The sequence below is a fragment of the Streptomyces griseicoloratus genome, from assembly GCF_014534645.1.
Lineage (GTDB): Bacteria > Actinomycetota > Actinomycetes > Streptomycetales > Streptomycetaceae > Streptomyces > Streptomyces griseicoloratus.
On sequence record NZ_JACVQF010000239.1, the window covers coordinates 1 to 19,215 of the forward strand.

The 19,215-nt window shown below is 71.9% G+C and carries 14 protein-coding genes and 1 pseudogene; 9 read left to right on the top strand and 6 right to left on the bottom strand.

Annotation, left to right across the window (positions count from 1 at the left end; all coding sequences use genetic code 11):
- Together H0H10_RS38710 and H0H10_RS38715 are read right to left on the bottom strand one after the other, a co-directional pair.
- Positions 1 to 938: ATP-binding cassette domain-containing protein (locus H0H10_RS38710; protein ID WP_188185930.1), on the bottom strand; the 938-nt coding region annotated here is incomplete at its 3' end.
- A gap of 14 nt (positions 939 to 952) precedes the next feature.
- The gene (locus H0H10_RS38715) at positions 953 to 1,624 is read right to left on the bottom strand and encodes a DUF4097 family beta strand repeat-containing protein (protein ID WP_188185931.1); all 672 of its coding nucleotides are present in this window, start codon (positions 1,622 to 1,624) and stop codon (positions 953 to 955) included.
- Between the two features lie 225 nt (positions 1,625 to 1,849).
- Between H0H10_RS38715 and H0H10_RS38720 the strand changes: the two genes are divergently transcribed.
- Positions 1,850 to 2,605: a helix-turn-helix domain-containing protein gene (locus H0H10_RS38720; RefSeq protein WP_188185932.1), complete on the top strand. Its 756-nt coding sequence runs from the start codon at positions 1,850 to 1,852 to the stop codon at positions 2,603 to 2,605.
- A gap of 45 nt (positions 2,606 to 2,650) precedes the next feature.
- Here the strand turns inward: H0H10_RS38720 and H0H10_RS38725 are convergent, their stop codons facing one another.
- Positions 2,651 to 3,259, bottom strand: a complete 609-nt coding sequence (locus H0H10_RS38725) for a hypothetical protein (protein ID WP_188185933.1) — start codon at positions 3,257 to 3,259, stop codon at positions 2,651 to 2,653.
- 261 nt (positions 3,260 to 3,520) lie between these two features.
- On the opposite strand from H0H10_RS38725, the gene H0H10_RS38735 reads away from it, so the two are divergent.
- The 7 genes from H0H10_RS38735 (at position 3,521) to H0H10_RS38765 (ending at position 14,001) form a co-directional block, all read left to right on the top strand.
- Positions 3,521 to 4,399: an SUKH-4 family immunity protein gene (locus tag H0H10_RS38735; protein WP_188185934.1), complete on the top strand. Its 879-nt coding sequence runs from the start codon at positions 3,521 to 3,523 to the stop codon at positions 4,397 to 4,399.
- Complete coding sequence (locus tag H0H10_RS38740) at positions 4,396 to 6,117, top strand: WD40 repeat domain-containing protein (RefSeq protein ID WP_188185935.1); 1,722 nt, start codon at positions 4,396 to 4,398, stop codon at positions 6,115 to 6,117. The genes H0H10_RS38735 and H0H10_RS38740 overlap by 4 nt, the downstream gene beginning before the upstream one ends.
- A 59-nt stretch (positions 6,118 to 6,176) precedes the next feature.
- Positions 6,177 to 6,740 (top strand): SUKH-4 family immunity protein, encoded by a 564-nt coding sequence (locus tag H0H10_RS38745; protein WP_188185936.1) that lies wholly within the window; start codon positions 6,177 to 6,179, stop codon positions 6,738 to 6,740.
- 392 nt (positions 6,741 to 7,132) lie between these two features.
- Positions 7,133 to 8,176 (top strand): esterase-like activity of phytase family protein, encoded by a 1,044-nt coding sequence (locus tag H0H10_RS38750; RefSeq protein WP_188185937.1) that lies wholly within the window; start codon positions 7,133 to 7,135, stop codon positions 8,174 to 8,176.
- Positions 8,177 to 8,263: 87 nt separating this feature from the next.
- Positions 8,264 to 11,992 (top strand): ABC transporter ATP-binding protein, encoded by a 3,729-nt coding sequence (locus H0H10_RS38755; RefSeq protein ID WP_188185938.1) that lies wholly within the window; start codon positions 8,264 to 8,266, stop codon positions 11,990 to 11,992.
- Positions 11,993 to 12,086: 94 nt separating this feature from the next.
- A complete protein-coding gene (locus H0H10_RS38760) occupies positions 12,087 to 12,473 on the top strand; it encodes a hypothetical protein (protein WP_188185944.1) in 387 nt (128 codons plus the stop codon).
- A gap of 97 nt (positions 12,474 to 12,570) precedes the next feature.
- Complete coding sequence (locus tag H0H10_RS38765) at positions 12,571 to 14,001, top strand: S28 family serine protease (protein ID WP_188185939.1); 1,431 nt, start codon at positions 12,571 to 12,573, stop codon at positions 13,999 to 14,001.
- Positions 14,002 to 14,023: 22 nt separating this feature from the next.
- Here the strand turns inward: H0H10_RS38765 and H0H10_RS38770 are convergent, their stop codons facing one another.
- The 3 genes from H0H10_RS38770 to H0H10_RS38780 form a co-directional block, all read right to left on the bottom strand.
- Positions 14,024 to 14,668, bottom strand: a complete 645-nt coding sequence (locus tag H0H10_RS38770) for a hypothetical protein (RefSeq protein ID WP_188185940.1) — start codon at positions 14,666 to 14,668, stop codon at positions 14,024 to 14,026.
- A gap of 115 nt (positions 14,669 to 14,783) precedes the next feature.
- A complete protein-coding gene (locus H0H10_RS38775; protein ID WP_188185941.1) occupies positions 14,784 to 16,619 on the bottom strand; it encodes a glycoside hydrolase family 3 protein in 1,836 nt (611 codons plus the stop codon).
- 371 nt (positions 16,620 to 16,990) lie between these two features.
- On the bottom strand, positions 16,991 to 17,908 hold the full coding sequence (locus H0H10_RS38780; protein ID WP_188185942.1) for a LysR family transcriptional regulator: 918 nt from the start codon (positions 17,906 to 17,908) through the stop codon (positions 16,991 to 16,993).
- 111 nt (positions 17,909 to 18,019) lie between these two features.
- Between H0H10_RS38780 and H0H10_RS38785 the strand changes: the two are divergent.
- Positions 18,020 to 18,877: pseudogene (locus tag H0H10_RS38785) on the top strand (EamA family transporter); the annotation flags it as partial.
- Positions 18,878 to 19,215: the final 338 nt, after the last annotated feature.

A 19,215-nucleotide genomic window follows, 5' to 3' on the forward strand; every position in this document is an offset into this window, starting at 1 on the left:
GGCTGGTTGGGCACGTTGGTGCCGCCGGTGAGGGCGAAGAAGACGTCGTCGAGGTCGGGGGTGTGCACGGTCAGCTCGTCGGCCTCGATGCCGGCCGTGTCCAGCCAGTCCAGGAGGGAGCGCAGTTCGCGCTGGCTGCCGTCGCTGGGGATCTGCAGGGCCAGGGCCTCGTCGTCCCGGGTGACCTCGCGCAGGGCGGTGGCGGCGGCCTGGTAGGCGGTCGGGTCGGTGAAGCGGAGCCGGACGTGTCCGCCGGGGATGAGGCGCTTGAGTTCCTCGGCGGTGCCCTCGGCGGCGATCTTGCCGTCGTTGAGGACGGCGATGCGGTCGGCGAGTTCGTCGGCCTCCTCCAGGTACTGGGTGGTGAGGAAGACGGTGGTGCCGCCGGTGACGAGTTCGCGGATGATCTGCCACATGTTGTGCCGGGAGCGGGGGTCGAGGCCGGTGGTCGGCTCGTCGAGGAAGATGATCCGCGGGTCGCCGACCAGGGTCATGGCGATGTCCAGGCGGCGCTTCATGCCGCCGGAGTAGGTGGAGGCGGGCTTCTTCGCGGCCTCGGTCAGGTCGAAGCGTTCCAGGAGTTCGGCGGTGACCCGGCGGCCCTCGCTGCGGGAGAGGTGGTGCAGGTCGGCCATGAGGAGCATGTTCTCCTCGCCGGTGATCAGGCCGTCCACCGCGGAGAACTGGCCGGTGACACCGATCGCGGCGCGTACGGCCTGCGGGTCGGCGGCCAGGTCGTGACCCGCCACCTGGGCCTGTCCGCCGTCGGCGGAGATGAGCGTGGACAGGATCTTCACGGCGGTGGTCTTGCCGGCCCCGTTCGGCCCCAGCAGCGCGAACACGGACCCCGCCGGGATGCGCAGGTCGATGCCGTCGAGGACGGTCTTGTCGGCGTAGGACTTGCGCAGTCCGCTCGCCGCGATGGCCGAGTCGGTCATGAGGGGTGCTCCTTTCAGAGGCTGCGGGCGGTGATGTCGCCGTAGGCGGTGGTCGCGTGGATGGTCAGGCCGGCGTCGCCGCCGTCGGTGTTCTTGAGCGCGTTGTGGATCCGGCCGTGGCCGGTGCCGGCGTCCAGGGCGGCGGAGACGCCGCGGGCGGCGCCGACCTGGATCCCGCCGTGCCCGGTGCGCAGCGTGACCGTGCCGCGCAGGGCCTCGTCGATGCGGATGTCGCCCTGTTCGGTGCTGATCTGCGCGGGGCCGCCCAGACGGCCGACGGAGACGTCACCGCTGGATGTGGTGACACGCACACCCGCGGCCTCGTCGATCCTGATCGCGCCCTGCGCACCCTCGAAGGCGACGTCACCGAACCGTCCGACGCCCCGGAACTCGGCGCAGGACGACGTGACCTCGACCCGGGAGCCGGCGGGCAGCTGGACCGTTACCTCGACCGATCCGGAGGGGCCGAAGTACTGGTTCTTCGCCTCCGCGGCCTGGATCCGCAGGACACCGTCGCCGTAGGCGACCTCGGTCTGCTCCGCCGCCTTCACGTCGCGGCCCTTGGAGGCCTGTGCGGGCAGGACCTCGACGGTGGTGTCGGCCCGGTCGGCGGCGATGAACTGCACGCGCCCCGCGGGGATGTCCAGGGAGACGGAGACCGGGGTGGGGGTGTCGAACTTCTGCATTGTGCTCTCCTCCTGCACTCGTCGTTTCTGACATCGCAAACGCTACGTTGCGTTCAAGGATCTGGCAACGAGCTCGTTGCGTACAATCAGTATTAGCGCAGGTAGACCGACAAATATCGTTGCAACGGTCCAGAAATTAACGCAACGTCAAGCATCCGAGCGTTGCATTGGATCGGAAATGAACGCTACGCTGGGGGGACCAAGGAAGCACGGAGGGAGATCGCGGTGCCGGGAGGCAGACTCACCCAGCAGGAACGCCAGCAGATCGCGCTGGGACTGGCCGACGGGCTCGCCTACGCGGAGATCGCCAGACGTCTGGACCGCCCCACCTCGACGATCACGCGCGAGGTGATGCGCAACGGCGGCCCCACCGCCTACCGTGCCGACCTCGCGCACCGCGCCACCGAGCGCCGCGCCCACCGGCGCAGGCAGGCCGCGCCCCGAGAACGGCAGGCGCCCGAGCAGGCCCACGGACGCGACGCCGAGGCCGTGCGCGAGTACGAGGAGGTGTTCACCACCCTCCTGATGCAGCAGGGCCTGCCCAAGATGATGGCCCGGGTGCTGACCTGCCTGTTCACCACCGACGCGGGGAGCGTGACCGCGTCCGAACTCGTCCAGCGCCTCCAGGTCAGCCCGGCGTCCGTCTCCAAAGCGGTCGCGTTCCTCGAGAACCAGGGCCTCGTCTGCCGGGAGCGGGACGAACGCCGCCGCGAGCGCTATCGCGTCGACGACGACGTCTGGTACAAGTCGATGGTCGCCGCCGCCCGGTCCAACGCCGAACTCGCCCGCACCGCACGGCAGGGCGTCGGCATCCTTGGCGCCGAAACCCCGGCGGCCGTCCGCCTGGAGAACATAGCCCGCTTCCTCGACTTCGTCGGCGAGAGCATCACCCGCGCCGCGGAACAGGCCCGCGAGGTCCTCCACACGAAACCGGCAACGACCTCGGACGGCACTTCCGCACCGAGCCCGGACCGCGGATAGACGGCCGGCTGCGCGGCCGTCGTCGCCGGTCCGAAGCGCCGGCTGTCACCGAGTGGTGGCCCAAGGGGCGAGCAGGTCGTGCAGCAACTCGGTGAAGGCTCTGTCCAGGGTGTCCTCCCGGCACTGGTCGCCCACGGCTTCGGGGCAGAGGGCGGCAGGGCGGGCGATCCAAAGGATCTTCCAGGGCCTGGAGTGCAGTGCGGGATCGCCCCACACCCCGCCGTGCGGGACCAGAGGGTGCAGCAGGTCGCTGACGCGTTCCGCCGCGACCTGTACCAGCGGACCGTCGGTCGCGGTGTGCGCCGCCGAGAAGGCCCTGGGGGAGGACCGGGCGACGGCCGCTGTTGTCGGATGACGGCGAATGAGGCGTACGACCTGGGACAGGTGCTCGGTGATTCCAGGGACGGTGCCGTCGCTGGGGTGGGTGCGGTCCGCCGTGTCGAAGGCGTGCGCCAGTTCGGTTTGCAGCGCGCGCAGGTGGAGCGCGGAGAGGGATCGCCAGTTGGAGTACAGAAAGTTGCGCGTCGTCCCGCAGGCGCGAGCGATGGCGGCCAGGGACACGTCCAGGCCGTCAGACCGCATGAGTGTGCGCACCGTGCTGATCACACGCCCGGTGCTGTAGGGGTTGCGGTCGTACGCTGCTACGGGGCTCATGACAGCCATCGTGCGGAGATCGTGAGCATTTGGGGGGTGAGTGTCAGTGGGGCACTCGAAAGAGCGATGGGGGGATGGTGGGGGCGGGGGTGTTCACGCTTTTTGCTTGATGTAGGTGATGAAGGAGGACCAGCCGGCGGCCGAGAACACCAGCGCCGGCCCGTCACTCAGCGCGAGAGCGTATCGCCGGAGCAGGGGTGCCAGGCCCTCGGTCTAGGGTCAGAACGACCGCTCGTTCGAACTGCGCCGCGAGGTTCACCCATGTCCGTGCCCCCGCCAGACCAGGCAGCAGCCCACTTCGGCCCCGCCGGGATGCGCCGCTTCTCCCTCACCGGGACACCCGGCCTGCGGCTTCCCGACGCGGCGCGTGACCTGCTGACCGAAACCGGTGTCCCGCTCCTCGTGACCCCCTACTTCCGCGCCGCGGCCGAGACGGACGCCGTGGCGCTGGGGACGTACGCCGGCCACCACGGTGCGGAGCGCCCGCAGGCCGGGACGGACGGCTGGACGCGCATCGGCCACGACAGGTTGGCGCAGCTCTGCGTACGCCCGGACGGGGCCGTGCAGGCGGTGTTCCTGGCCGGCGAGGCGGACGACATGTTCGTCGCCACGGACCTTGCCTCGCTGATCGCCTGCCTGGCGGCGCTCGACCGCGCGCTGCCGGCGATCGCCGCCGCACCGGGTCTGCCGGCGGCCGCGGCTGCCTTCCGGGAGCTGGACGAGGAACTGCGCACCATCGACCCGTCCGCCTTCGCGGAGCGGGAGAACTGGTGGCCGCGCGTCCTGGACGACGTACGGCACACGCTCAACTTCCCCTTCTCCTCCGCTTTCGAGTACGTCGACGACGCCGGTAACAAGCAGATCGTCACGGACGCCACGGGACCGGGCCGACCGCACCCCGAGGAGATCATCCACCGCCGACTGGAGGCGGAGGGCGTCCCGACGGACCGCGTCCGACGGGTGTACTGCGAACTCCAGCCGTGCATGATGCCGGGCCACTACTGCGCGGTCTGGCTGCAGCAGGCCTACCCGCAGGCGGAGTTCACCCACAGCTTCGACTACGGCGAGACCGCCGACTCCCGTGAGCAAGGGCTGAAGGAGCTGATCACGTACACCGCGCAACAGGCGGGCCGCCGTTGACCGCCTCGGACACCTCGGGCCCCTGGGCCCGCCCGGCGGCAGGCCGTGAACCGGCCGGTGCCGCGCTCCTGGGCTGGCTCGTCGACCCGGCGGCACCCCGCCTGTGCCTGGTGACGGGAGACAAGGGGTGCGGCAAGTCCCAGCTGCTGGCATGGCTCGTGGCACACGGCACCCGCCCCGGTACGGCACCGGAGCGCCGCGTGCACGGCTTCGCCCCATTGGACGGGCAAGGCGTACGTACGGCGATATGGACCCTGGCCGACCAACTCGGCGTGGCGGCACGCGCGCCGGGCGAACTCCTCGCCGAGCTGGCGGCGGACCGGCGGCGCACGGTGCTCGTCCTGCCGGACCTGCACGCGGCCAGCGACCCGCAGGCGCTGACCGACCTGATCGGAGCGCTGGTCGGACTCGACCACCTGAAAGTCGTCGTGGAAGCGCGCGCCGGGCACGACGTCATGCCGGTGCTGAAGGGACTCACTCCTGCCGAGATGAACCTGGACGACCCTCGGTGGACGGACCCGGCCCGCGCCGAGGCATGGCGGGCCGAACACCCCGCGCGTCAGGAGCCGGCGCTACCGGACCCGGCTGAGACGGAAGCCCCCGACCTGCTGGACCTGGACGACCCCGTGGCGCTCTGCGCGGCGGACCCGGAGCGGGTGACGGCGGCGTACGAGGCGGACACCGACCCGCGAGAGGGCCTGCGGCCCGCATGGCTGCGCGCCGGCCAGTCCCTCCTGCGCGCCCAGCAGCCCGCCGACCGAGCCCTGGTACTGCTGGCCAACCTCGGTGATGGCGCGGACCCCCGCCTTGCCCCGGCCCTGGAGGAGTGCGCGGCCGACACGCCGTGGCGGCTCGTCTGGTCCCGAATACGCGGGGATGTGACGCCACCGTGGCCGGGCCCGGCCTTGGCACTGGCAGCCGGCCGGCGCACGCTGGAAGGGCACGCGCTGGTGGCCGACCACCAGGGCACCCTGCGCGCGGTGTCGCTTGCCGACGCCGCCCCGGCCGGCCGTATGCCCGACCTCGTGCCGGACCCTCACGGCCTGGCCGCTCTGCCGGACGGCACGGTGATCGTGCTGGACGGCGAGGGACGCCTGCACACTCACCGCGCGCCGGCCGCACCCCGCCCTTCGGGCCTGGCGGCCCTCCTCGACGACGGCCCTGGCGCGTGGCAGCAGGCGATGGACGCGCTCTCGCTGGCCGTGACGCACGCGCGGATCACCGCGCTGGCGGCTTCCGAGCAGGCGCTGGCGGTGGCGGACAGCACGGGAAGAGTGCACCTCGCGTTCCTCGCCGCCCCCGACCGAGTGCTGCCGCCCGAGCACCTGCACGAGGGCCCGGTCACGGCCCTGACGGTGACGGACGTACCGATCGGCGAACCGGGGCAGAGCGTCGGCCTGGTGTACAGCGGGGGTGTGGACGGCCGGGTCCGCGCGTGGGGCGTGGGCAACGAACCGCTGGACGTCCCGGTGGCCGAACGCCCCTGCCCGGTCCGCGCGCTGGCGGCCGAGCTGACGACATCGGGCCTGACCCTGGCGATCGCCTGGGCGGACGGTCTGGTCGAGCACCAGCGCCTCGACACTCACGAGCGGCGCACGTTCCACCCCGGGCCGCCGGTGACAGCACTGGCGCTGACGCGCACGGAGGAATTGCTGATCGGCACGGACGAGTCACTGACATGCCTGCGGCCGATCTCGCCGACGGTGGAGGGACCGTGACGATACGTCAATAAATGGCCGAGCAACCGTAGTTACGATTGACGAACTCAGGCTGGGTTATGTTGTTCGACGTATCGCGTGACCGCTTGGTTTCGATGGTGGGTGCTGAGGCTGTTTTCGTTGCGACTCCTGGGATGCTCGCGGATATTCCTGACGGCGTGCCTGGTTATGAGATCATGAGAACGGTCGGAATTCCTACGGGAATCTTTCGTCCTCAGGCGCCGTTGAACTCGGGGTGCTTCCCGTCGGTTGCCGAAAAGATCCACCTCGCAGATTACGTTGCGCCGACCGGCGCGGAGGCGTGGAAGGTGTTCGGATGGATTCCGTTGACTCATCTGGCTCTTGACACGTCGAACGGCAAGGTCTTCGGGTTCTCGGAGAACGGGGGATCCGTACAGTGTCTGCACGCAGACCTTTCCTCGCTGGTGAAACTCACTTCTGAGCTGGGAGCGCTTCTCAAGAGCTTCGTTCCCACCGAGGATGACGACGAAGACTACGAACGCAGGGCAGCAGCCGTCGAGCACATCCGTATGGAGGTGGCGGAGCGCGATGAACTTCCCTTCCATGGTGACTCGATCTGGCCGGAAGTGATGGAGGAGATTGCCGCCGGAATGTGGTCCTGAGGCTCACAGGGGTGGTCGAACGAGGTATCGGCAAAGCAGCGAGCTGGAGCGCGACGTGGCAGAACGTGACCCGCGGGGTGGCGCCGGTGCCTGACTCGGCTCGAGAACCGCAAGTGGCGGAAAGCTTCGGCCTTGCCTGCGTCACGTACTTCCCCCGGTCCTGGGAGGCGAGCGCGCCCGCGTCGTGGAGCGTCTTAGGGGGCAGATTTCTGAGGTTGACGAGACTCCTTTCGCTGACTGGTGCGGGCTGGGAAAACGGTCAGGAATCCGAAGGGAACGTCGTCCTGAGGGCCGGGACGGGATGTGGTGAGAGTGGGCGAAGTCCAACCCCTGCCCGGTCGACTTCACCATTCGGCCCACCCCCGGCCACCCACTCGCCCTACCGTGCCCTCATGCGTCTGCGATCTCTCCTCGCCACCTTCGGCGCCGGCCTCGCCACCGTCACCTGTCTCTCCGTCGCCGGTCCCGCCACCCCCGCCATCGCCCACGGCAACGACCAGCACCCCCACACCTGCTCCCCCTCCGTCACCCTCACCGGCTTCTCCGACGCCCTCGACAAGACCACCTACGGCGACACCTACGTCGGCAACCTCTCCGCCCTCGCCTCCGACGGCCGCGGTTCCCTCGCCGCGCTGTCCGACCGGTCCTCCCTGTTCCGCCTGGACGCCCGGACCCTGGAGCCGCGCGGCGTGATCCCGCTCGCCGACGAGAGCGGTGCCGCGCTCGACTCCGAGGGACTGGTCGTCGACCGCGACGGCACGTATCTCGTCTCCTCCGAGACCGAGCCCTCCGTCCGCCGCCACTCCCGGGACGGGAAGATCCTCGACCGCCTCCCCGTGCCGGACGCCCTGCGGACCGCGCCCGCCGGGCGTGCCCAGTCCAACGGCACCTTCGAGGGGCTGACCCTGCTCCCGGACGGCCGCACCCTGATCGCCTCCATGGAGTACGCCCTGACCGGGGACAGCGCCGGACTCGTCCGGTTCCAGACCTGGAAGCGGACCGGCGACGGCCACTTCCGGGCCGCCGCCCAGTACGCCTACCCCGTCGACGCCGGCCTCGGCGTCCCCGAGGTCACCGCGCTGCCCGACGGCCGGCTCCTCGTGCTGGAGCGCGGCTTCACCGCCGGCGTCGGCAACACCGTCCGCCTCTACCTGGCCGACCCGCGCCGGGCCACGGACACCAGCGCGACCGACACGCTCACCGACGGTGGGGACGGCGTACGGACGGTGCGCAAGACACTCCTCGCCGACCTCGTCGACTGCCCCTCCCTGGGGGCCACCGCCAAGCAGCCCCAGCCGAACCCGCTCCTCGACAACATCGAGGGCATGGCCGTCACGGGCCGGACGCAGGGCCGCCTCGACGTGCTCCTGGTCAGCGACGACAACGAGAGGGCCACCCAGACCACGCGCTTCCTCCGGCTCCGGGTCCGGGTCTGACCGCCACGGATTGTTACGGCGGGATGAAATCCCGTCCCGTCCGCGTTGGTGCCTTCCGGAAGATCAGGGCGATCGGAGGGCACCGGCGTGGACGCGCAACGGGGATGGGTACGGAGACTGGCGGGATACGCCTGGCGGTACCCCAAGGACGTCGTCCTCGCCCTCGGCTCCTCCCTCGTCGGCATGGCCGTCATGGCGCTCGTGCCGCTGATCACCAAGGTGATCATCGACGACGTGATCGGTGACGGCACCCGGGACATGGCCGTGTGGGCCGGTCTCCTCATCGGCGCCGCGCTCGTCGTCTACGCCCTCACCTACATCCGCCGTTACTACGGCGGCCGGCTCGCCCTCGACGTCCAGCACGACCTGCGCACCGAGATGTTCGGGACGATCACCCGGCTCGACGGGCGCCGGCAGGACGAGCTGTCCACCGGACAGGTCGTCGGACGGGCCACCAGCGACCTCCAGCTCATCCAGAGCCTGCTGTTCATGCTCCCGATGACCATCGGGAACGTCCTGCTCTTCCTGATCTCCCTGGTGATCATGGCGTGGCTGTCGCCCCCGCTCACCCTCGTCGCCCTCGCCGTCGCCCCCGCCCTGTGGTACATCGCCCGCCGCAGCCGGACCCGGCTGCACCCCGCCACCTGGTACGCCCAGGCCCAGGCCGCCGCCGTCGCGGGCGTCGTCGACGGGTCGGTCAGCGGCGTACGCGTGGTGAAGGGCTTCGGTCAGGAGGAGCAGGAGACCGGGAAGCTGCGGGAGGTCGGGCGCAGGCTCTTCGCCGGCCGGCTGCGCACCATCCGGCTGAACGCCAGGTACACCCCCGCCCTCCAGGCCGTCCCCGCCCTCGGCCAGGTCGCCATGCTCGCCCTCGGCGGCTGGCTGGCGGTGCGCGGGAACATCACGCTCGGCACGTTCGTCGCGTTCTCCACCTACCTCGCCCAGCTCGTCGGCCCGGTCCGCATGCTCGCCATGGTCCTCACCGTCGGCCAGCAGGCCCGCGCGGGCACCGAACGCGTCCTGGAGCTGATCGACACCGAGCCCTCCATCGAGGACGGCACCAGGACACTGGACGCCGACGCGCCCGCGACCGTCGAGTTCGACGACGTGTCGTTCGGCTACGACCCGGACCGCCCCGTGCTCGACGGCCTCTCCTTCGAGATCCGCCCCGGCGAGACCCTGGCCGTCGTCGGTTCCTCCGGATCCGGCAAGTCCACGGTCTCCCTCCTCCTGCCGCGCTTCTACGACGTCACCCGCGGTGCCGTCCTCATCGGCGGCCACGACGTGCGGGAGCTGACCCTCGACTCGCTGCGGGCCGCGATCGGTCTCGTGCCGGAGGACTCGTTCCTCTTCTCCGACACCGTGCGCGCCAACATCGCCTACGGCCGTCCCGACGCCACCGACGAGCAGATCGAGGCCGCCGCCCGGGCCGCGCAGGCCCACCGCTTCATCACCGAGCTGCCCGACGGCTACGACACCACGGTCGGCGAGCACGGCCTGACCCTCTCCGGCGGCCAGCGCCAGCGGGTCGCCCTCGCCCGCGCGATCCTCACCGACCCCCGGCTGCTGGTCCTCGACGACGCCACCTCGGCGGTGGACGCCCGCGTCGAGCACGAGATCCACGAGGCGCTCGCGCAGGTCATGCGGGGCCGCACCACCCTCCTCATCGCCCACCGCCGCTCCACCCTGAACCTCGCCGACCGCATCGCCGTCCTCGACCGCGGCCGGCTCGCGGACATCGGCACCCACGACGAGCTCCAGGAGCGGTCAGCCCTCTACCGCCGCCTGCTCACCGACCCCGACGAACTCGGCGGCGTCTCGCCCGGCCACACCCAGCCCGCCGCACCGCAGGAGGACACCTCCGTACGGGACGAACTGGACGCGGAGTTCGACGCCGAACGCGGGGTGACGCCCCGGCTGTGGACCGGAGACCGGGAGCCGAAGGACGCCGCCCTGGCCGGCACCCCGGCCACGCCGGAGCTGCTGGCCCAGGTCGACGCGCTGCCGCCGGCCACCGACACCCCGGACGTCGACGAGACGCGGGCGGTCCAGCCCGAGGAGTCGTACGGCCTCAGGCGCCTGCTGCGCGGCTTCGGGCTGCCCCTGCTCGCCAGCCTCGGCCTCGTCGCCGTGGACGCCGGCATGGGCCTGCTGCTGCCGGTGCTGATCCGGCACGGCATCGACGACGGCGTCACCCGGCTCGCCCTCGGCGCGGTCTGGTCGGCGTCGCTGCTGGCGCTGCTCGCCGTGCTCGCCCAGTGGGCGGCCCAGACCGGCGAGATCCGCATGACCGGCCGGACCGGCGAGCGCGTCCTGTACGCGCTGCGGCTGAAGATCTTCGCCCAGCTCCAGCGGCTCGGCCTCGACTACTACGAGCGGGAGCTGACCGGCCGGATCATGACCCGGATGACGACGGACGTGGACGCGCTGTCGACGTTCCTGCAGACCGGGCTGGTCACCGCGTTCGTCTCGGTCGTCACCTTCTTCGGCATCATGGTCGCCCTCCTCGTGATCGACGTGCAGCTCGCGCTCGTCGTGTTCGCCACGCTGCCGCCGCTGATCGTCGCCACGTACTTCTTCCGCCGGGCGAGCGTGAAGGCGTACGAACTGGCCCGCGAGCGCGTCTCCGCGGTCAACGCCGACCTCCAGGAGTCGGTGTCCGGGCTCAGGATCGTGCAGGCGTTCCGGCGCGAGCGCGACGGCGGGCGGCGCTTCGCCGAGCACAGCGACAGCTACCGCCAGGCCCGCATCCGGGGCCAGTGGCTGATCTCGGTCTACTTCCCGTTCGTGCAGCTGCTGTCCTCGGCCGCCGCAGCGGCCGTGCTGATCGTGGGCGGCGCGCGGATCGACGACGCGACGCTGACGACCGGCGCGCTGGTGGCCTACCTGCTCTACATCGATCTGTTCTTCGCGCCCGTCCAGCAGCTCTCCCAGGTCTTCGACGGCTACCAGCAGGCGTCCGTCTCCCTCGGCCGCATCCAGGAGCTGCTGCGGGAGCCGACCTCCACCCGGCGCGCCGAGGAACCGCTCACCGTGACGTCCCTGCGCGGCGAGATCGCCTTCGAGGACGTGCACTTCGCCTACGGGTCCGCCGACGACTCCGAGGAGGCCCTCACCGGCATCGACCTGCGCATCCCGGCCGGGCAGACCGTCGCCTTCGTCGGCGAGACCGGCGCGGGCAAGTCGACCCTGGTCAAACTGGTGGCCCGCTTCTACGACCCGACCGGCGGCCGGGTCACCGTCGACGGCCGGGACCTGCGCACCCTCGACCTCACCTCCTACCGGCACCGCCTGGGCGTCGTCCCGCAGGAGGCGTACCTCTTCCCGGGCACCGTCCGGGACGCCATCGCCTACGGCCGCCCGGACGCCACCGACGCCGAGGTGGAGGCGGCGGCGCGCGCGGTCGGCGCCCACGAGATGATCGCGACGCTGGAAGGCGGCTACCTGCACGAGGTCGCCGAGCGGGGCCGCAACCTCTCCGCCGGGCAGCGGCAGCTGATCGCGCTGGCCCGCGCCGAACTGGTCGACCCGGACGTGCTGCTCCTCGACGAGGCGACGGCCGCCCTGGACCTGGCCACCGAGGCACAGGTCAACCAGGCCACCGACCGCCTCGCGGGCCGCCGTACGACGCTCGTGGTCGCCCACCGGCTGACCACGGCCGCCCGCGCGGACCGGGTCGTGGTGATGGACCACGGACGGGTCGCCGAGGACGGCACGCACGACGAACTGCTGGCGCGGGGCGGGCGGTACGCGCGGCTGTGGCGGACCTTCGTCGGGGCCGCCGAGCCGGAGGAGCCGGTCGGCGCGTCCCGGTGACCCGCTCACGGCACTCGTGCAACCATTCGACACATCTCGCGCGTCCGTACATCCGTACGTCATGGATCGCCGTACGGAGGGGGCCGCAGTGGCCATGGGGGGTGCCGGGACACGCCGGCAGCTGGCGCTCGGCACGGCCGTCCTGACCGCGGCCGCGCTGCTCACCGTCGCCGCGCCCGAGGAGGCGCAGGCCGCCGCGTACTGCCCCGGGCGCAAGGTCCGCACGCTGCCGTTCTCCACCGGCACCGTCCTGGTCTACAAGCGCAGCGGCTACGTCTGCGCCGTCACCGTCCCCGAGAAGCCCGGCACCAAGCGGAAGATGTCCGTCAGCGTGCAGGCGCGCGGCGGCCGGCCGGTCGTCGACGAGGGACGGTACGCCTACCGGGCCGGACCGGTGACCGTGTACGCCGGGCAGCGCTGCGTGTGGGTGAAGGGCGCGGTGGCCCGTGGATCGGTCAGTTCCGGCTGGATCCTGTGCTGACCCAGGGTTTTCCGCAGGTATTTCGTCATCTCCCCTGGTGCGTCCCCGAGTTGCTCCGATAGCTTCCGCCGGACGTCAGTTACCCAGGGGAGGGTGCATGCGCAAGGCGCTCAGATGGCTGCTGGCGCTGGTGGTGCTCATAGGCACCGTCAGTACGGCAGGGGTGGCCACCGCCGCCCAGCCGGAGGCCACCGGCACCGACATCAAGGACCGGCTGCTGTCCATACCGGGCATGAGCCTGATCGAGGAGAAGCCGTACCCCGGCTACCGCTTCTTCGTCCTGAACTACACCCAGCCGGTCGACCACCGGCACCCGTCCAAGGGCACGTTCCAGCAGCGGATCACCGTGCTGCACAAGGACGTGTCGCGCCCGACGGTCTTCTACACCGGCGGCTACAGCGTCTCCACGAACCCGGGCCGCCGCGAGCCGACCCAGATCGTCGACGGCAACCAGGTCTCCATGGAGTACCGCTTCTTCACGCCGTCCAGGCCCGAGCCGGCCGACTGGTCCAAGCTGGACATCTGGCAGGCCGCCAGCGACCAGCACCGCATCTTCAAGGCGCTCAAGCCGCTCTACACCAAGAACTGGATCTCCACGGGCGGCTCCAAGGGCGGCATGACCGCGACCTACTACGAGCGCTTCTACCCGCGCGACATGGACGGCGTCGTCGCCTACGTCGCGCCCAACGACGTGGTCAACAAGGAGGACTCGGCCTACGACCGCTTCTTCGCCACCGTCGGTACCGAGGAATGCCGCGACCGGCTGAACGGGGTCCAGCGCGAGGCGCTGGTGCGCCGGGCGCCGCTGGAGGAGAAGTACAAGGCGTACGCGGCCGAGAACGGCTACACCTTCGACACCATCGGCAGCCTGGACCGGGCGTACGAGGCCGTCGTCCTGGACTACGTCTGGGGCTTCTGGCAGTACAGCACCCTGAAGGACTGCGACCAGATCCCGGCCGACGCCAAGAACGCCACCGACGACGAGATCTGGACCTCCGTCGACACGATCTCCGGCTTCTCCTTCTACACCGACCAGGGCCTCGCCCCGTACACGCCGTACTACTACCAGGCGGGCACGCAGCTGGGCGCGCCGACGATCCACTTCCCGCACATCGAGAAGAAGTACATCCGCTACGGCTACCAGCCGCCGCGCAACTTCGTGCCCCGCGACATCCCGATGACGTTCCAGCCGTGGGCCATGCGGGACGTCGACACCTGGGTGAAGCACAACGCGCGGCAGATGCTCTTCGTGTACGGCGAGAACGACCCGTGGGGCGCCGAACCGTTCCGCCTCGGCCACGGAGCGCGTGACTCCTACGTCTTCACCGCCCCCGGCATGAACCACGGCGCCAACGTCGCGGGCCTGGTGCCCGACCAGAAGGCGTTCGCCACGGCCCGGATCCTCCAGTGGGCCGGCGTCGCCCCGGCCGCGGTCCAGGAGAACCCGGCGGCGGCGAAGCCGCTGGCGAGGTTCGACGCCAAGCTGGACAAGCGCGACGTGGAGCGCGAGCCGGCGCTGCGTCCGTAAGTACGGTGCCGCGCCCGGGCGTTCACAACGCCCGGGCGCAGCCCACCGGGCGCTCGCCGCCCAGCCGGACGTACAGGGCGGTCGAGGCGGGGCAGTCGGCACGCTCGGCGACGGCCTTCGTCACCCGGTACTGCGGTGCGCGTTTTCCCTCGCCGTCGCACGCCGTCTCCCGGACCTTGCCGCCGCCGGCGTCGTAGACGCAGTCGCCGACGATGGTCCGCGGGCCGCCCCCGCCGCCGGGGTCGCCGGGATGCGGCGGCTGGAGGTTGCGCATGCAGGCGTAGCCCCGGGGCACGGCCCCGTCGCCGTCCTCGTCGGACGACGGGCGCTGTTCGCTGATGTGCAGCACGAAGTCGGTGGTGGCCGGGCACGGCGGCCCGTCCGACACCCGGCCGTCGTGCCGGGCCACGACCCGGGCCGCCGCGCGCTCGCTGGAGCACGGCACCTCGGTGAAGCTGACCGTGCCGAACGAGCTGCACTCGTCGATCGCGAGGAACACCGCCCCGTACCCGGACGGCCTGGCCGCCGCCGTGGGCGCCGGCGACCTCTCACCGAGCCGCCCGTCCTCCTCCTGCGCCCCGCCGGACGGGCTCTGGCACCCCGTCAGCAGCGCGGCGAGCAGCGCCGGAAGCGCGCACAGCACCCCCGCGGACCATCTCTCACGCATCGCCATCCCCCCGAGTCCCCCGTCCAGCGTGACCCGCCGCAGCGGGCGCACGCCAGACGCGCGGGGTGCTTTGCGCACGGTGAGGGCGGCGCTCCCGGCGCGTGTCGTACGTGTCCTACGTCCGGTACGACAGCCCGTGCCCGACGGGATACAGCACCGCCGTCGGATCGTCCGCCCGCATCACGGGCACGGGGAGCCTGCCGCGCGGCCCCACCCGCCCGGCGATCACCCGGGCCGCCGCCCGCACCTCGACGTCCGTCCAGGAGTAGGCGGCGAGGTACGCGGCGACGCCGGGGAGGTGGGCCGCGTCGTACGGGTTGCGGATCGCCACCGCCACCACCGGCTTGCCGGTCGCCAGCAGCCGCGTCACCAGCGTCCGCTGGCTGCTGCTCGCCGTGACGTTGTACGTCGCCACCACCACCGCGTCCGCGTCCCCGGCCGCAGCGACGGCCTTGTCGACGGTGGCGGCGGACGGTGCGGTGCCCGTGGACAGGGCGGTCGCGGTGAAGCCCAGTTCGGTGAGCGCGCCCGCGAGCACGCCCGTCGGCGGTCCGGTCGTGCCCGACGGAGAGGCCGGGTCGGCGCCGACGACGAGCAGCCGGGGGTGTTCGCGCCGGGACAGCGGCAGCAGGCCGCCCTCGTTGACCAGCAGCGTGGTGGTCCGCTCGGCGATCCGGTCGGCCGCCGCCAGGTGCGCCCGGGTGCCGACGGTGCGGTCGACGTCCCGCCGGCCGGTGTAGGCGTCCCGGAACAGCCCCAGCTTCGCCTTCAGCCGCAGCACGCGCAGGATCGATTCGTCGAGCCGGGCCTCCGTCAGCTCGCCGTCCTGTACGGCCTTCAGGACCGCGTTCCAGGCCAGGTCCAGGTCCGGCGGGTTGAGGAGCTGGTCGACGCCCGCCTTCAGCGCCAGTACCGGCACCCGCTCGTCGCCGTACTTCGTCCGCACGCCCTGCATGCCGAGGGAGTCGGTGACCACGACGCCGTCGTAGCCCAGCTCCTCGCGCAGGATGCCGGTGAGGATGGGGCGCGAGAGGGTGGCCGGGTCGCCGGAGTCGTCGAGCGCCGGGACCATCAGGTGCGCGGTCATGATCGCGTCGATGCCGGCCGCGATCGCCGCCCGGAACGGCGGCGCGTCCAGCTCCTCCCACTGCTCACGGCTGTGCGTGATGACCGGGAAGCCGGTGTGGCTGTCGGTGGCGGTGTCGCCGTGCCCGGGGAAGTGCTTGGCGCACGCGGCGACCCCCGAGCCCTGGTACCCGGCGACCTCGGCGGCCACCAGCCGTGCCACCGCCTGCGGGTCGGAGCCGAAGGACCGCACGCCGATCACCGGGTTGGCCGGGTTGACGTTGACGTCGGCCACGGGGGAGTAGTCCTGCCGGATGCCCATCGCGTGCAGTTCGGCGCCCGCGACCCGGCCGAGCGTGCGGGCGTCGGAGCGCGAGGCACCGGCGCCGATCGCCATGGCGCCCGGGAACAGCGTGGCCGGCTCGCCCACCCGGGCCACTATCCCGTGCTCCTGGTCGGTGGAGATGAGCACGGGCAGCCCGCGCGGCAGCTCCAGGGACGCCTTCTGGATGCCGTTGGACAACTCCGCGATCTGGTGCGGATCGCGGGTGTTGTGCGCCCAGGCGAAGTAGATGATGCCGCCGACCCGGTACTTGGCGACCAGCTCGGCGGCCGTTCGGACGCCGATCTCCTTGAGGTTGGCGTCGATGTCGGCCTGGTCGGGGGCGGTGGCGGAGTGGCCGTAGACCCGCATCACGAAGAGCTGGCCGACCTTCTCCTCGAGCGTCATGCGGGAGATGAGGGAGCGGAGCTTTTCGTCGTCGGGCCGCTCGGCGGCGGCGTGTGCGGTGCCGCCCGCCGCCAGGGCCGCGGTGACGCCCGCGGTGGCGGCGAGGACGGTGCGTCTGGAGGGCTGTGCGGGGCTTGACGTGCTGCTGTGGGGCACGTGCGCTCCTTCCGGAGTGATCCGCTGGAGGTCCGCTGAGAACTCTGCTTCTGCTGGAGATCTTTGAAGGAAACTTCCGAGGAGTCAGCAATATCCGGGAAGTTTCTGCCAGTCAAGGGAACGCACAGGAGTCGCGGGAAGCGGCCGCGGTCGGCGTGGAAGGGGCCGCCACCGGCGCTGTGGAGGGGGGCGCGCCGATGGCGGCGTGCCGCCGGCCGCGGTACGGCGGAGAGGGTGGTCAGCGATCGCAGCCAGCAGCGAGGCCGACACCGCACCGCGGAGACTCGTCCGGCAGCTCGCGGATTGGACGAGCGGGCGCGGGGCCGGGTTCCCGGTTCGGCCCCCCTCTTCCGAAGTCGGTGACCGTGGGCTCAGCGGGGCCCGTGTGCCGACACCGCCGGCCAGTGCTCGCCCAGCGCGCGCACGGTCTCCGCGATCGCCGGACGCCGGGCCGCGCCCGCGCGCCACAGCGCGTACAGCCGCCGTACCGGCATCGGGTCGAGCGGCACCTCCACCACCCCGGCGGGCAGCGGACCGCGCCCCAGCCGCGGGATCAGGGCGATCCCGAGGCCCGCGGCGACCAGGGCGACCAGCGTCGGGTTCTCGTCGGCCTGGTGGACGATGTCCGGCTCGTGCCCGGCCGCCCGCAGGGTCCGCACCAGCCAGTCGTGACACACCCGTCCGGGCGGCTGGCAGATCCACCGCTCCCCGCCCAGCTCCGAGCGCCGTACGGCGTCACGGCCCGCGAAGGGGTGCCCCTCGGGCACGAGCAGATCGCACAGGTCGTCACCGATGACCGCCTGTTCCACCCCGGCCGGGGCGGGCAGCGGGGCGATGTCCCAGTCGTGGGCCACCACCAGGTCGACCGCGCCCTTCGCCACCAGGTCCACCGACAGATGCGGATCGACCTCGGTGAGCCGGGGGTCGAGCGCCGGGTGCCTGCGGGTGAGGTCGGCCAGGACGGTGGGCATCAGGCCGCGCGCCGCCGACGCGAACGCCGCGATCGTCAGCCGCCCCGCCGGCACCCCGCGCCGCTCCTCCAGCTCGGTCTCCGCCCGCTCCACGATGGCCATCAGCTCGCGGGCGGTCGCGGCGAGCTGGCGCGCCTCGTCGGTGAGCCGCACCCCGCGCCCCTCCCGCTCCAGCAGCACGGTACGGGTCTCCCGCTCCAGCTTGGCGATCTGCTGGGACACGGCCGACGGGGTGTAGCCGAGCGCGGCGGCGGCCGCGCCGACGGTGCCGTGCACGGAGACGGCGTGCAGGGCGCGCAGGCGCTGCAGGTCGAGCATGACAACCCCCATTGACAGCCCATTGATCAGCTCATTGATCAGCGATGCTTCATCCAACCATGCAGTAATCATCGCTGGTGCTTCACGGTCGGGGAAGGTGATCCTCGACGTATGCGTCCGTCACACCTCGCCCTCGCCGTCCTCGTCGCCGCCGTCTGGGGCGTGAACTTCACCGTCATCGAGATCGGCCTCGACCACTTCCCGCCCCTCCTCTTCTCCGCCCTGCGCTTCCTCGCGGCCGCCCTGCCCGCCGTCTTCTTCGTCGGGCGCCCCAAGGTGGCCTGGAAGTGGATCGTGGCGGTGGGCCTGGTGCTGGGAGTCGCCAAGTTCGGCCTGGTGTTCGTGGGCATGGACGCGGGGATGCCGGCCGGACTGTCGTCGCTCGTCCTGCAGATCCAGGCGGTGTTCACCGCGGTGATCGCCTGGGCGGCCCTCGGCGAACGCCCGTCCGCACTCGGCACACTGGGCATGCTGGTGGCGCTGGCCGGCATCGGCGTGGCGGCGGTCGACGAGGGCACCTCGGGGCCCCTGGGCGCCTTCGCGCTGGTGGTCGCGGCGGCCGCCGCCTGGGGCGTGTCGAACGTCCTGACCCGCAAGGCGTCCCCGCCCGACGCGCTGAACTTCATGGTGTGGGTGAGCACGGTCCCCGTGCTGCCCCTGATCGGCCTGTCCCTGCTGACGGAGGGTCCCTCCCAGGACCTGGCCGCCCTACGGTCCCTGGACTGGCAGGGCGTGGGCACGGTGGTCTTCGTCGCCTGGATCTCGACCGTCTTCGGGTTCGGCGCCTGGGGATGGCTGCTGAAGCGCCATCCGGCGTCCACGGTCGCGCCCTTCTCCCTGCTGGTCCCCGTCTTCGGCATGTCGTCGGCGGCCCTGTTCCTGGGGGAGCCGGTGAGCCCGCTGCGCTGGTGCGCGGCGGCGCTGCTGGTGAGCGGGGTGGCCCTGACGTCACTCACACCGCGCAAGCGCGACCGGAGCGGCGCCCGCCCGGAGGACGTCGGGACACGGGCCCCGGCGTCGGCCTCGACCCCGGCCTCGGCGTCGGCCTCGACCCCGGCCTCGGGCTCGGCCTCGGCCTCGGCCCCGGCCTCGGGCTCGGCCTCGGCCCCGGCGTCGGCGTCGGCCCCGGCCTCGGGCTCGGCCTCGGCCCCGGCGTCGGCCCCGGCCTCGGGCTCGGCCTCGGCCCCGGCGTCGGCCCCGGCCTCGGGCCCGGCCTCGGCCCCGGCGTCGGGTGTGGCTTCGCTTTCGGCTTCGGGCGCTGTCCCGGCTGCGGGTGTGGCTCCGGGTCCGGCCTCGGCTCCGGGTCC

Excerpts from the sequence above, each read along its gene's own strand:
- H0H10_RS38715 (WP_188185931.1), bottom strand. The coding sequence starts at position 1,624 with ATGCAGAAGTTCGACACCCCCACCCCGGTCTCCGTCTCCCTGGACATC.
- H0H10_RS38725 (WP_188185933.1), bottom strand. The coding sequence starts at position 3,259 with ATGAGCCCCGTAGCAGCGTACGACCGCAACCCCTACAGCACCGGGCGT.
- H0H10_RS38735 (WP_188185934.1), top strand. The coding sequence starts at position 3,521 with ATGTCCGTGCCCCCGCCAGACCAGGCAGCAGCCCACTTCGGCCCCGCC.
- H0H10_RS38745 (WP_188185936.1), top strand. The coding sequence starts at position 6,177 with ATGTTGTTCGACGTATCGCGTGACCGCTTGGTTTCGATGGTGGGTGCT.
- H0H10_RS38750 (WP_188185937.1), top strand. The coding sequence starts at position 7,133 with ATGCGTCTGCGATCTCTCCTCGCCACCTTCGGCGCCGGCCTCGCCACC.
- H0H10_RS38760 (WP_188185944.1), top strand. The coding sequence starts at position 12,087 with ATGGGGGGTGCCGGGACACGCCGGCAGCTGGCGCTCGGCACGGCCGTC.
- H0H10_RS38765 (WP_188185939.1), top strand. The coding sequence starts at position 12,571 with ATGCGCAAGGCGCTCAGATGGCTGCTGGCGCTGGTGGTGCTCATAGGC.
- H0H10_RS38770 (WP_188185940.1), bottom strand. The coding sequence starts at position 14,668 with ATGCGTGAGAGATGGTCCGCGGGGGTGCTGTGCGCGCTTCCGGCGCTG.
- H0H10_RS38780 (WP_188185942.1), bottom strand. The coding sequence starts at position 17,908 with ATGCTCGACCTGCAGCGCCTGCGCGCCCTGCACGCCGTCTCCGTGCAC.